Source organism: Halobellus captivus (assembly GCF_007655485.1).
In the GTDB taxonomy this organism is placed as follows: domain Archaea; phylum Halobacteriota; class Halobacteria; order Halobacteriales; family Haloferacaceae; genus Haloquadratum; species Haloquadratum captivum.
On sequence record NZ_VJXQ01000002.1, the window covers coordinates 300,345 to 312,816 of the forward strand.

Sequence of the window (12,472 nt, forward strand, 5' to 3'; positions counted from 1 at the left end):
TTACTCTTCGGGAACCCGCGTCCACGCGCCGGTTGTTAGCCGTCTCACGTCACCCTCGCGCTTCAACCGGTGGAGGGTGATTCGGCAGGTCTCCTCGGTGACGTCGAGGCAGGCACTGATCTCGGTGGTGGACGCCGACGGGAGGGAGTCGAGCACGTCGATCGCGCGTTCGCCGTGGTCTTCGGGGCTGAAACTCTCGGCGTTCATCGGTGCCGCCCCGTACTGCTGCATCACGTTTCGGCTCTGCGTCTCGGTCGTTTGCTCCGTCTCCCCGAGGTCGGGGTCGTACTTTCTGACCGCATCCCGAAGCGCGTCGAACCCCGCTGCGCCGTCGACGACCGTGGTCCCGCTGGGTCCGTCCACGCGGTAAACGGGGGCGGTGAACACCGCGTCAGGTGTTCGTGGCGAGTTCGAGACTTGCGCGTTGTCGTCTCGCGGGCCATCCTCGTCGCTGTCGTCTTGCGGGCCATCCTCGTTGGCGACGTCTTGTGAGTCTCCCCCGTCGACGTCGGCTGTTGGGTCGGCTCCGTCGACGCCCGTTTCCGGGTCTGCGGCCTCTGCCCTGCCATCCGCACCGACTCCGTCGTCCTCGGGACTGTCGAGGGCGCTCCGAGGCCGGAGCGGCTCTCTACCGGGCGTACCGCGGACATCGAACGCAGACAGCTTCGCGACGGTCTGCCTCGCGAGTTCGAGATCCCGTCCAACGGCCGCGGTGGCCCGGCGTGAACCCACCGCGTCCGCTACTGATCGGCCATCCAGACCGGGAACTACCTCGGCTGCCTCGCGTATCGCCTCCGGTGTCGCCGTCGGCTGACCGGCCGCGAACGTCCGATCGGCGATCTCCCTCGCGAGCGCGAACGCCGCGTCGGTTCCGCCCAGTTCACGAGCGGTGGCGACCGCCTCACAGGCCGTCCACGACGACGGGAATCCGTCGGCGGTAACCGATGAGTCCACCGGCATACCGCCACCGTCGGAACGTGAGCGTATCTCGGCCGTAGACTGGGTGTTGTCGAGCGAATGCGGAACAGAGACAGCACATCGGTACGTGATATCGACATCTCCGAACACGTACTCCGCTCGCGATCGGGTCGGTCGCCGTCGGTACGCGTCGATCGATAGCGGATCCGAAAACAGCGTGATCGAGACGTCGGACATAGGTATCCGTCGGTGTGCGGTGAAAAAAGAGATGGCGGTCCCAGTTACTCGCGTCCGTCTGCGGGCTCCTCGCGCGCGGAGTCGCCGCCGTCGGTGGCTTTCGAGCCGCCGATCTGCCAACTCGTCGGCGAGTATTTCTCGGCGTACTCCTCGACGGTGACGCGTCCGGTGATCATACTCTTCGTGATCGCCCACTCGTTCGGGCGGAGCGCGAAGTAGACGTGGCCCATCACCAGCGCCAACAGCGCGACGGCGAAGAAGTCGTGGAAGACGAAACTCCACGCGATCAGCCCGGGCGCGTCGGCCGTCCCGAGGCCGAACTGAACGCCGAGGAGGGAGAACTCACGCGTCGCCCCCCACAGCGGTTCCAGACTCACCCGTCGAAGAAGAACGAACCCGGTCGCGATCACGGCGAGAGAAGCGCCAGTGACGCCCCAGTGTAAGAGCTTCTGTGCGCTCGGGTACTCGAACTGCCTGGGGTATTCCTCGGTCTGTCCGATCAGGTTCCTGAACCGTCGCCAGAGGTCTTTGGCGTCTGCGACGCCGAACCACATCTTCGACCACGTGCCCTTGTACGCCACGTGCGCAACGTGGAAGATCACGTATCCGATGAGGACGACCGCCGATACGATGTGTACGTCGAGCCACGACAGCCCCGGCACCGCCCGGAGTGTCACCTCCTTGTTCATAATCACGAAGCCGGAGAGCATCAGCGCAAAAATCGAGATCGCCATCACCCAGTGAGAGACCCGTTGTGCCAGAGAGAACCGTTTGATGTCATCGACACCTTGCTCCTCCAGTGACCGCTCGACCTCCGACTTCGATGGATCGTCCGGCCGCGTCGTGTGGTCAGTCGGATTCCACAGCTCGCGTAGTATGTAATGGACCAAAAACGTGAAGGTCCCAAGGAATGCGAACACGAGCAAAATGTCCCAGCTCAGGCCGACAATGACCTCACGCCCCGCCCGTTGCGCGTATCTGAATATATCGATTCCGAGAGGCATATCTTAATGATCTTCATACCAAGACTTAAACTTAGGGTAGCCGGAATATGTCGGTCTATGACACAGCAGTGGCGTCACTCGATTTGCGGCCCTCCGAAGGGGGCTGCGGACGAACCACGGTGCTCACATATACATTCGATCTTCGGGTAACTCCTCGTTGTGCTCTTCCATCCGCTCGGCGAGTTCGGCGTAGTACTGTTCGACTTCGGCGGCGAACGCTTCGAGCGGTCCGGCGTCGATGCCGATGTTGTAGACCTCTTCGACGGTCTCGACGAGGCGGATCGAGGCCTGGATATCCGGAACTTGCGCGTGAACGGGCGTGACGAAGGTGCAGACGCCCAGCGGCGAATCGAGTCCGCGCTCGATCAGCGCGGCGTTGGTGCCATCGAGGAAGCCGCGGCCCATCGCCGGGATCGATCCTCCGCGGAGTCGCCGCTCGCGGTAATCGTCGGTCGCGATGTAGTACGTCACGTGCTCGTCGGGTCCGTGCGGAATGGGGATGCCCGAGAGAATCGCGATTTCGAGCACGCCGTTGGCCTCCGTCCAATCCAAGATGGCGTTGGCGAACGTCCGCCCCGCACCCACGGGAACGAACAGTTCGCCGACGAGCACGGTCACGTCGAGATTCTCGCGAGAGAACAGCCGCGTGTGGTGCCGCGGTCGACCGCTTTCGAACGGCGTCACCGTCGGCAACCCCTCGACGGACAGATGCCCCATCTCTTGGAGATCGAGGTGGTCGACGATGTAATCGGCAGCGGTGAGTCCCGCAAGCCCGTAGGCGGAGAACCCGGCGAGAAGCGTTTCACTGGGTGCCGTCTCGTGTGTGATCGTGAAACCCGGAGTGTGTTGCGGCGCGCTCATCGTACGCCCGGATACGCCGACCTATCACCTTACTGTTTCTACGAGGTGGTTGAAGGCGCACGCGCGGCCTGGCGACGGCGTCGGTGATACTCTCAGGGGGTCGCGATGGTGACACTCTCAACAATCGCGGCGGTGACACTCTCAGCGGTCGCGACGAGAAAGCCTCGAATTAGCATCGATTTTCCCATCCTCGAATCCGGGGACGGCAGCCGTGGGGCGGAACGCTTTTTGCCCGACCCTCTCGTGGACGGAGGTATGCAGTCGGCGACGACCCCCACGACGACGCCTATGCCCGCAGCGGTCACCGGTGGTGACGTGCTCGTTGCCGTACCGGAGTGGCTCCAGTTCCCCGGTTGGCGGGTGGTGTTCGCCGTCCTCGCCCTCGTCACGGGGGTGCTCCTCTCTCGGTACGTCGTCCGACTCGTCGGGCGACCCGTCGCGAGGCAGTTCCGTCGCCAGAGCGTCGCCCAGACCGTCCTTCGGCTCGTCCGTTTGGCCGTCGTGTTCGTCTCCGTCGGCGTCGCGGCCCGCATTCTCGGCCTCAAAGTCGGCGACTTGGTGCTCTCGGTAACGGTGTTCTCGGCCGTGCTCGGTATCGTCCTCGCGCCGATCGTCGGGAGCGTGATCAACGGGCTGTTCATCCTGGCCGATCAGCCCTACGAGATCGGCGATCTGATCGAACTGGACGACGGCCGAAAGGCGTTCGTCGACGAGATCACCATTCGATACACGAAGCTGTTCACCCTGGATAACACGTTCCTCGTCATCCCGAACTCGGCGATCCGCGACCACTTCGTGACGAACTACTCCGCGGAGGACGAACGCGTCCGCCAGGATCTTGAGGTCGTCGTCACCTACGAGTCCGACACCGAACAGGCCAGAAAGCTGATGCGCCGCGCGGCCGCGACCGACGAGGAAGTGATCGAGGGCGGCCCGGACATCCGCGTCGGAAGCGCCCGCTATCCCGCGCGGCCGACGGTTCTGCGCTCCTCGTTCGGGGACGACGGGGTCGTGCTCAACCTCCGGTACTGGGTGAAGCGACCGTACAAGCTCCCGACGGTCGAATCCCGGGTCCGCGATCGGATCTGGGAGGCGTTCAAAGCAGACGACGCGGACATCGAGTTCGCGTACCCGCACCGACACCTCATCTTCGACGAGTCGAGCGGGACGCTGGACGCCGCTGTTGGTGAGCGGGAAACGTCACGAGGACCGTCGAGAACGGTGGTCGATACGTCGACAGGCGCGCCGTCCGAAGAACAGTAGGCGAGACGACGCCGCTGCCCGCTCGGCCGTGACTGGCACGGCTCCTGGGCCGGTTAGTCATCGGTAGAGGTGCCCTCAACTATCGGCACGGACCGTGATAACCGTGCATTCGAGCTTTTCTCGCAGGTACGTCTCGATGTCGGGGTCGTCGAGGAACCGACGAAGCATCTTGCGCCACCGACTGGCCTGTTTCGAGCCGAGGACGACGACGTCGGCGTCGTCCGCCGCGACCTCTTCGAGGATCGTCTCCTCGACCAGAAATCCCCGGCGAACGACGTACCGCGTTCGCTCCAGTGGGCCGAAGACCGATTCGACCGCTCGTTTTAGTTCGGCGCGGGTCACGCCGTGGCTCTCCTGATAGAGGTCGACGTGGAGGACTGTCAGTTCGGCTTCGCGCTCCTCGGCGATGCGTACCGCCTCCGAGAGCGTCGCTCGCGAATGCTTCGACAGCGGATACCGAACGGGGACCACGACGCGCGTCATCGTCGTGACCGAGGAGGTGATGGCCCCTGAACGTTTCCACTTGGATCGGGGACCGGAAGCGGGCCGCCGGGCGGGCCACGAACCCGTCGTCGAGCGGTCCGTGAATTCGTCGATCAGTCTCGGCCGATACGTAGAACCGATCTCGACCCACGTTCCGGTCCAACCTCTGTTCCGGTCCAGGCCTCTGTTCCGGTTGCGGCCTACTCTCCGGACGGTCCGGCGACCGTCTCGGAGTCCGAGACGCGAGCAATCCGCCCTTCGACGGTCGCGTTCAGTCCGAACGCTCTCGCGTAGGCGGCAACGACCTCGTACTGAATGTCGCCCTCGCCGACCCGGTGGCGCTCTTCGAGTGTCGGAAACTCGTGATCGCTGTGAAGCAGATACGCCGACGTCGCGACGGTGTAGCGCCTGTCGGCGTCGACGGGATCGCCGCCGACGCGAGCGCCGAGTAGCTCCCGTGTCTCGTCATCCCAGCGGATCTCCGCTCCGGCGAAGTGCCCGTGCCACCACTCGGAGTCCCCGAAGTCGATGACGGCCGCCGCGGACTCGCGAAAGACATCCAACAGCTCGCGTCCGGTGAGCTCCGCGCTGACGACGCGTTCTTCGAACGGTACGACGCTCACGATGTCGGCGACGGTCACTTCGCCCGACAGCGCCGGTCCCTCGCGGATCCCGCCGCTGTTCTGCAGTCCGACGTCGGCATCGAGCGACCAGCGGTAGGCGTCGGCGATCACGTTGCCGATCCGACACTCGCCAGCGTACACCGTCGCATCGCTTCGGTCGAGCGGTTCGTCGACCGACGCGACCACCTCGTCGAGCCCCGCGGCGTCGACGCGACCCCGGAGCGACGTTACCACGTCTTCGGCCACCGGTGCGTCTGCGGTCTCGTGTCGTTGGACCTCGATCTGGCCCGTCGCGTCGAACGCGACCTCGAAGATCACGTGCCCGTTCGCCCCCGGGCGGAGCAGGAGCGTCCCGTCAATCCGCTCGCAGCGCTCGACGTGCAGGTGACCGCCGAGGATCACGTCGACGTCGACGCGGCGCGCGAGTTCGTCGTCGCCGGTGCCGAGATGTGAGAGCGCAACCACGCGATCGACGCCCGCGGAACGAAGTTCGGCGACGGCCTCTTCCGCCGCTTCGTAGGGGTCTGCGAATCGGAGTTCTCCGGCCATCGGATTAAGCGAGGGCGTCGCCGGGTCGGTGACGCCGAAGAGTCCGAGGCGGACGCCGTCGACCTCCTGGATCACGTGCGAGCGGACGTGCTCGGCGGCGAACCGCTCGCCGTCGGCGTCGTAAACGTTCGCCGACAGCCATAACTGGGGCGCGTCGGCGACGAGCGACCGGGCCGCTTCCGGTCCGAAATCGAAGTCGTGGTTGCCGAACGTTTCGACGTCCGCGTCGATCGCGGAGAAGAAGTCCAGCGCCTGACGGCCGCGTTCGATCAGCGCGAGCACGCCCGGAGCGGTGTTGTCGCCGGTCCCGCAGACGAGCGCGTCCGCACCGTTACGTGACCGAATCGCGCCCGCGAGGCGACCGACCCGAACCGGGTCGTCGTAGACGTTCTCGACGTCGGAGTACTGGAGGAGACGCGGCATTCACGCGCAGTGGTCGCGCTGGAAAATTGAAGTCGTCGATGTCGGCAGACGACGCTACTCGCCGCGAAGTTCGAAGGCGACCGTGACCTCCGCTTGGTATTCGTGGCCGTCGACCGATGCGACCTCCACGCCGAGTTCGTCGACCTCGATCCAGTGGACGTTGTCGAGGGTCTCTTCCGCGCGGTCGATCGCGTCGTCGACCGCGTCGTCGAAGCTGTCTGCACTCCGGCCGATCAGGGTTACTTTCTTGAACACCATCGCCGTGCGACTGTACAGCACGGAACAGGATAAGTTTCGGGGACGAAAGGGGATCTCTCCCGCTGGTCGTTGCCACGGCACAGGTGATCCGAGCCGTCATCTCCGTTACCCCCGCGAATCATCTAACCTGGCGGTGAGCGCGTCGGTGACCTCGCCGAGCTGGTTGCTGCCGTAGACCGCGACGAGGATCGCGCCGATGGTGTTGAAGACCAGATCGAGCATCGAATCGCTGAGGCCGTACTGCGTGAGTACTCCGGGGGTTCCGGTGTATCCGGCGAGGAGACTGATGCCGAACTCGATGACTTCCCAGAGGACCCCGAAGGCGAGCACGAAGAGGAGGATGAAGACGAAGTGAAAGCGCGGCGGAAACGAGACCGCATCGGAGTGGATGTCGACGGCGCGGGTGGTGGCGTAGCCGACGCCCGCGACGATACTGGCCGAAAGGGCGTGCGTGAGGTGATCCCACCACCAGACGTTCGCGTAGGGCTTGCCGATCCCCGGCCACGCGATCGTCCCGAGCGCGTGCAGGAACACCGCCGCGGAGATCCACAGTGCCAACCCCGCGTCCATCGGAATGCCGAGGTCGCGTTCGAGGATCCCCGGCAGGAACGTTACGAGCAGGCCGATCGAGGCGTTGACGACCACGCCGCCGCTGCGGAGCGCGAGCCCCGCGAGGAGCATCACCGCGAGAAAGATCTGCATCCCGCGGGCGGCCTGCCGCTGACGACGCTCCGAGATGTGAAGGAGGTCCCGGACTCTCACGGCTCGTTCACCTCCTCTGTCGACTGGGACGGCACGCGGTCGGTCTCTACGTCGACACCGGTGTTCTCCCCCGCGTCGACACCGGTGCTCTCCCCCGCGTCGGCGACGTCATCCTCCACCGAATCGGCCACAGGATATGCCGCCGCGGCACTGTCTGGGATGCGGCGCACGAGTCGGGCGTGACGCCGGAAGTAGTACTCGAAGAGCACGCCCGCGAACACGCCAGCGACGGTGGCGGCGACGAAATCCCACATCATCGCCTCCTCGATGACGTGCTCGGGGCGGCCGTCGTACAGGAACCGGGTGCCGAGGAGCACGTCCGAGAGCCACCGGACGACGGCCCAGATCCCGGCGGCGGCCATCGTCGTCACGACGACGAAGACGACTGCGAACCGGTGGTTCATTTTCACGGCCGTGAACACGTCGAGTTCGACGGCGATCAACAGGGCGACGGCGGCGACGGCGACGTACGTCACGATCCGTCCCGAGAAGGTCATCCCCCCCACCGACTCGCCCGCGACCAACGCGCGGATGACGATCGGCAGTGCCGCGAGAGAGACGACCTCCCAGGGGAGCATCGCGGTCGGGCTCCGGCGAGCGATCAGGGGGACGAGCCCGATGGCGAGCACCGCGAGCGTGAACCCGGCCCACTCGTAGTCGCCGCTGAGAGCCTGGCCGACGGTCGCGACCGCCAGGAAGAGGAGGATCGTCCCCGCCAACACGGCGTTGAGCCGACGGCTCTCGACGACGCTCGACAGCCCGGAGTTCGACATACCACTCGGTAGGCGCGTCTTGCTACTAAACGGTTCGTGCGGTGTCGCGAAAAACGAGCCCTCGTTGGGCGGTCGATTCTGCGCGCGTCTGCGAGCGTCGGTTCAGCTCGCGTCCGGGTGATAGACGTCGTAGTCGCCGTCGTCGTCGACGCCGATCACGGCCCACTCGTAGGCGGGATCGACGCTCGCGAGTCGGTTCTGTACGTCCCCTGTCTCTCCTTTCGGAGCGACGAAACAGCGGAATCGATACGTTTCGGACGGCTCGCCGCCGTCTGCGAGTACGCGGCGTCCGCGTAGGTCTTCGCCGTCCGAAAGCGCCGTGACGCGAACCGTGCGCCACTTTCGCTCGGCGACGAAGTCCGGTCCGTCGCCCGAGACACTGTAACCCAGGCGGGTGAAAATCGCCCGAGCGTCCTCCGAGGGAGGCATGCTGACAGGGGGCATGTATCTCAGCCTTCTACGGCTTGGAGCATAAATCTTGTTACGGTCTAACATACAATGGCGCGCAGACGGAGCGTTGGCCTTCCGCGCTCGCGCTCTCGGTCGCGCTACTCGTGGGCCGCGTCCCACTCGTCCGGCTTTCGGATGTTACCGCAGACGTTACACTCGATGCGGCCCATCGTGTCCATCGCGTTGTCGGTGGACTCGCAGTTCTCACAAAAGAAGCCCCATCGCTCCGTTCGCTCGGGAGTGGCGTAGACGACGAAAAAGGGACCGTTCGCGCCGCGTTCGGCATCAGTCCGATCGACGTACACCGTCTCGCCTGCGACTGTTTCGACGGGATCGAGTTCGACGGCCATACCCGCGATTACCGGAGGAGGGGTATAGCGTTCACGCTCGGGAGCGGCGGTCGAGACGAACAAAGAGTCGGTGATTGCGCAAGTCGGATTCCGGTAACTGCTCAAGTTGGATCTCAGTAACTACTCAAATCGAATCACTAGAGCTTCCTATGTGCGGAACGACTCGCCGCAACCGCACTCGCTGACGACGTTCGGGTTTTCCACGTGGAAGCCCGCGCCTTGGAGGCCGCCCTCATAGCGCAGCGTGGAGCCGCCGACGTAGTTCTGACTCGCCGGATCGACGAAGACGCGAAGCCCGTGCTGTTCGACGATCGCATCGTCGGGTTCGGGCTCGTGATCGAACCGCATCCCGTAGGAGAGCCCCGCGCAGCCGCCCTGCTGGACGAACAGACGGAGGCCCGCCTCGTCGGCGTCGAGTCCCTCGGATTCGATGAGCCGAATCGCCTCCGACGCCGCCTCCTCGGTGACGGTCACGGCGGTTTCCCCGCCACTGTTGTCGGCCGTCTGGGTGCTCATATGAACGTAGATAGCGGACCCAAGGTGTTAATCTTGACGCCCGCGGAATACCGTCGAGAGTGACATCCGGACGACGCCCCCACCGCTCGGTCGCTCTCACGTGCCCCAGCCCCTCCCCGGAACCTCACGAATCCGGTCACCCCCAGCGCGTCACGGGATATATGATGCCCCGTTGAGTACCGCCAGGTATGTACGAGACGATTCTCGTTCCGACGGACGGTAGCGAGCAGGCAGACGCCGCTCTCAAACACGCAGTTTCGCTGGCCCGCGAGCACGACACGACGGTTCATCTGCTCTACGTCGCTGACAGCAACCGCGACAGCGTCACGACGCTCGGCGGCAAGGTCGTCGACGCGCTCGAACGCGAGGGAGAACGGATCGTCGAAGACACCCTCGGCGATCTGGACGGAACCGTCGACGTCGTCGACGCCGTCGAGGTCGGCGATCCCGTCGAGACGATTCTGGCGTACGCAGAGAAGATCGACGCCGACGTCATCGTGATGGGCACGCACGGGCGCCGCGGCCTGGATCGCTACCTCCTCGGAAGCACCACCGAACGGGTCGTCAGACGATCGTCGCTGCCGGTTCTGACGATTCGCGGCGAGTGAGCGGGCGGCCGAAAACGTATCCGAACCCGCGTATGCAGTCGAATCGGCGTCCGTCGGAACAGTAGCGGTTCGCGGGAAGCAGCGGCTTCGCCGGGAACCGGCCTCTTCGCCGGAAAATCAGCGCCTTCGTCGAGAACCAGCGATCACCAAGAGAATCAACGATCCACAGGGACGTCCGTTTCGATCGGGCGAACCCCGCGACCGACCACGACGCCGGGGAGGTCGCTCTCGCCCGCCACCAACACGTGCTCGAATCCCGCCGATTGGAGCGCCTCGGTGAGTCCGTCGGCAGTGGTCGTCTCGATCGATCGCCGCTCGGTCACGACGGCCGTTGCGCCTGTTTGCCGATCCGTGACTCGGTAGTCGATCTCGACGGCTCTCGATCCGACGACGTCGACGGCGCGTTCCAAGAGGTACCGCGTGCCGCTGTACGTTTCGACGCCAGATTCGAGCACGGCGGTCGGCTCGGTGGGCGCGGCGACGACGGCGATGCCTCCCGGCCTGAGCGCCCGGTACGCTGTCACACAGATCTCGGACGCGGAGAAACGGGCGGTCGCCTCCTCGACGGCACAGACCGCGTCGAAGACGGGCCTGACGGGCGGAGCGGTCGGGTTGCCTCGGACGACCGTCCCGCCGCGTGCAGCGGCGAAGCGGAGCTGCCGCCTCCGGTCGTCGACCCCGACCACATCGTAGCGGTGGCCGAGCGGCTCCAACAGTGCGCCGACGCCGCAACCGAGTTCGAGCACGCGGTCGACGTCCGCGGGCAGCCGGGCGGTGACGAGCTGCGCGCGGCGTCCGCCCCACTCCTCGGCGACCGTGCGCGCGATCACCGGTGCCAGCGTCGTCGCGGCCGTGTGGGTCGCGGACGGCTCCGCCAGCACGGCCGCACAGGCGTCCGCGAACGACGGCGGGCGACGCGGTCGGTCCGTCATCGCGTCACTCGTCGCCCGATTCCGACTCGGTGTCCGCCGCCGACGTGGCTGCCCCGTCCACCGAGCCGAACCGCGCCCGGACGCTCTCTGCGTGGGCCTCCAGGCCCTCGGCCTCCGCGAGCGTCGTTATCGTCTCCGAGAGGGCGTCGAGCCCCGCACGGTCGAGACGCTGTACGGTCGTCGAGCGGAGGAAGGTATCAACCGAGAGCCCGCCGTAGCGCTTCGCGCCGCCGGAGGTGGGAAGGACGTGATTCGTCCCGGAGGCGTAGTCGCCAGCGGCGACGGGCGTGTACGGGCCCAAGAAGACGCTCCCCGCGTTCGAGATCCGGTCTAAGAGCGCCTCGTCGTCGTCGGCCTGGATCGAGAGGTGCTCGGCGGCGTACTCCTCGGCGAACAGCACGGCCTCGGACATCGACCGCGCGTGCAGGACGCCCGAGGCGTCGTTCTCGAGTGCGTCGCGGATCACGTCGGTTCGCTCGCGCTCGCCCGCCTGTGTCTCGACGGCCTCGACGACGTCCGCGGCGAGCGCCTCGTCGTCGGTCACGGTGACGACCGACGCGTTCGGGTCGTGCTCGGCCTGCGCGAGGAGATCCGCGGCGATGAACCCCGGATCGGCGGACCCGTCGGCGAGGACGAGGATCTCGGAGGGTCCAGCGAGGAAGTCGATGTCGACGTCGCCGCGCACCTCGGCCTTCGCCGCGGTGACCCACTTGTTCCCGGGGCCGACGACCTTCTGTACCGAGGTCACGGTTTCGGTCCCGTACGCCAGCGCGCCGATCGCCTGCGCGCCGCCGACACTGTAAACTGCGTCCGCGCCCGCGACGTGGGCGGCCGCGAGCGTGACGGGGTTGATATCCTTGGCGGGGGGCGTCGCGAGCGCGACGTGCTCGACGCCCGCGACTTTCGCGGGGACGACGCCCATCAGCACGCTGGAAGGGTAGGCGGCGGTGCCGCCGGGGGCGTAGACGCCGACGCGCTCCAGCGGTCGGAAGCGGCGGCCGAGTTCCCTGCGGCCGGACTCTCTGCCTCCCGCATCGAACGCCTCTCGCCAGTCTGCGGGGACCTGTCTCTCGTGGAACCGCCTGACGTTCTCCGCGGCCGTCTCGATCGCCTCGCGCAGGTCGTCGTCGATATCCTCGTAGGCGCGTTCGGCGGCGTCGCTCACGTCGAGATTGCCGACCTCGACGCCGTCGAACTCCCGACAGAACTCGCGGATGGCGACGTCTCCCTCGGTTCGCACGCGATCGAGGATCTCCCGGACGTCGCCGCGCACGTCGGCCACGCCAGCATCGCGATCGAAGAAGGCCGCTCGTTCGTCGGGCGAGAGTTCCGAGATGGCCCGAACTTGCAGCGTCATACCCCGCGATTCGGCGCGGGCGGGTAAGGACGTTCCGGATGTTCGATACTGGCGAGGAAGGACGTTCCGGACGTTCGTCGCGATGCGAGTAAAGACGTTCCAAAA

Annotated in this window: 15 protein-coding genes; 2 read left to right on the top strand and 13 right to left on the bottom strand. The window is 65.9% G+C overall.

Features of this window, described 5'->3' with window-relative positions; genetic code table 11:
• The 3 genes from FJT57_RS06880 to FJT57_RS06890 all read right to left on the bottom strand — a co-directional run bounded on the left by FJT57_RS06880 (position 1) and on the right by FJT57_RS06890 (position 3,020).
• Positions 1-1,155 (bottom strand): hypothetical protein, encoded by a 1,155-nt coding sequence (locus FJT57_RS06880; protein ID WP_144903403.1) that lies wholly within the window; start codon positions 1,153-1,155, stop codon positions 1-3.
• A 44-nt stretch (positions 1,156-1,199) separates the two neighbouring features.
• Positions 1,200-2,159, bottom strand: coding sequence for a cytochrome b/b6 domain-containing protein (locus FJT57_RS06885; protein ID WP_144903405.1), 960 nt, complete (start codon positions 2,157-2,159; stop codon positions 1,200-1,202).
• Between the two features lie 123 nt (positions 2,160-2,282).
• Positions 2,283-3,020 (bottom strand): proteasome assembly chaperone family protein, encoded by a 738-nt coding sequence (locus FJT57_RS06890; RefSeq protein WP_144903408.1) that lies wholly within the window; start codon positions 3,018-3,020, stop codon positions 2,283-2,285.
• Positions 3,021-3,308: 288 nt separating this feature from the next.
• Between FJT57_RS06890 and FJT57_RS06895 the strand changes: the two genes are divergently transcribed.
• Complete coding sequence (locus tag FJT57_RS06895) at positions 3,309-4,283, top strand: mechanosensitive ion channel family protein (protein ID WP_238993958.1); 975 nt, start codon at positions 3,309-3,311, stop codon at positions 4,281-4,283.
• Between the two features lie 75 nt (positions 4,284-4,358).
• On the opposite strand, the gene FJT57_RS06900 is transcribed toward FJT57_RS06895, so the two are convergent.
• The 8 genes from FJT57_RS06900 to FJT57_RS06935 form a co-directional block, all read right to left on the bottom strand.
• Positions 4,359-4,766, bottom strand: a complete 408-nt coding sequence (locus tag FJT57_RS06900) for a universal stress protein (RefSeq protein ID WP_144903413.1) — start codon at positions 4,764-4,766, stop codon at positions 4,359-4,361.
• A gap of 200 nt (positions 4,767-4,966) precedes the next feature.
• A complete protein-coding gene (locus tag FJT57_RS06905; protein ID WP_144903416.1) occupies positions 4,967-6,361 on the bottom strand; it encodes a bifunctional metallophosphatase/5'-nucleotidase in 1,395 nt (464 codons plus the stop codon).
• A 54-nt stretch (positions 6,362-6,415) separates the two neighbouring features.
• Positions 6,416-6,619 carry a dodecin gene (locus tag FJT57_RS06910; RefSeq protein ID WP_144904472.1) on the bottom strand — a complete coding sequence of 68 codons (204 nt, stop codon included), beginning with the start codon at positions 6,617-6,619 and terminating at the stop codon, positions 6,416-6,418.
• Positions 6,620-6,724: 105 nt separating this feature from the next.
• Positions 6,725-7,381, bottom strand: a complete 657-nt coding sequence (locus FJT57_RS06915; RefSeq protein ID WP_144903419.1) for a hypothetical protein — start codon at positions 7,379-7,381, stop codon at positions 6,725-6,727.
• Positions 7,378-8,154 carry a hypothetical protein gene (locus tag FJT57_RS06920; protein WP_238993937.1) on the bottom strand — a complete coding sequence of 259 codons (777 nt, stop codon included), beginning with the start codon at positions 8,152-8,154 and terminating at the stop codon, positions 7,378-7,380. The genes FJT57_RS06915 and FJT57_RS06920 overlap by 4 nt, the downstream gene beginning before the upstream one ends.
• Positions 8,155-8,256: 102 nt before the next feature.
• Entirely contained in the window at positions 8,257-8,598 is a 342-nt protein-coding gene (locus FJT57_RS06925) for a DUF7116 family protein (RefSeq protein WP_203229120.1), read from the bottom strand.
• Between the two features lie 104 nt (positions 8,599-8,702).
• Positions 8,703-8,954: a DUF5816 domain-containing protein gene (locus FJT57_RS06930; RefSeq protein WP_144903422.1), complete on the bottom strand. Its 252-nt coding sequence runs from the start codon at positions 8,952-8,954 to the stop codon at positions 8,703-8,705.
• Positions 8,955-9,101: 147 nt separating this feature from the next.
• Entirely contained in the window at positions 9,102-9,470 is a 369-nt protein-coding gene (locus FJT57_RS06935; protein WP_144903426.1) for a HesB/IscA family protein, read from the bottom strand.
• A gap of 188 nt (positions 9,471-9,658) precedes the next feature.
• Between FJT57_RS06935 and FJT57_RS06940 the strand changes: the two genes are divergently transcribed.
• Positions 9,659-10,078 carry a universal stress protein gene (locus tag FJT57_RS06940; RefSeq protein WP_144903428.1) on the top strand — a complete coding sequence of 140 codons (420 nt, stop codon included), beginning with the start codon at positions 9,659-9,661 and terminating at the stop codon, positions 10,076-10,078.
• 155 nt (positions 10,079-10,233) lie between these two features.
• On the opposite strand, the gene FJT57_RS06945 is transcribed toward FJT57_RS06940, so the two are convergent.
• Both FJT57_RS06945 and hisD read right to left on the bottom strand, forming a co-directional pair.
• The gene (locus FJT57_RS06945; protein WP_144903431.1) at positions 10,234-11,010 is read right to left on the bottom strand and encodes an SAM-dependent methyltransferase; all 777 of its coding nucleotides are present in this window, start codon (positions 11,008-11,010) and stop codon (positions 10,234-10,236) included.
• A gap of 4 nt (positions 11,011-11,014) precedes the next feature.
• Complete coding sequence (hisD, locus tag FJT57_RS06950; protein WP_144903434.1) at positions 11,015-12,367, bottom strand: histidinol dehydrogenase; 1,353 nt, start codon at positions 12,365-12,367, stop codon at positions 11,015-11,017.
• Positions 12,368-12,472: the final 105 nt, after the last annotated feature.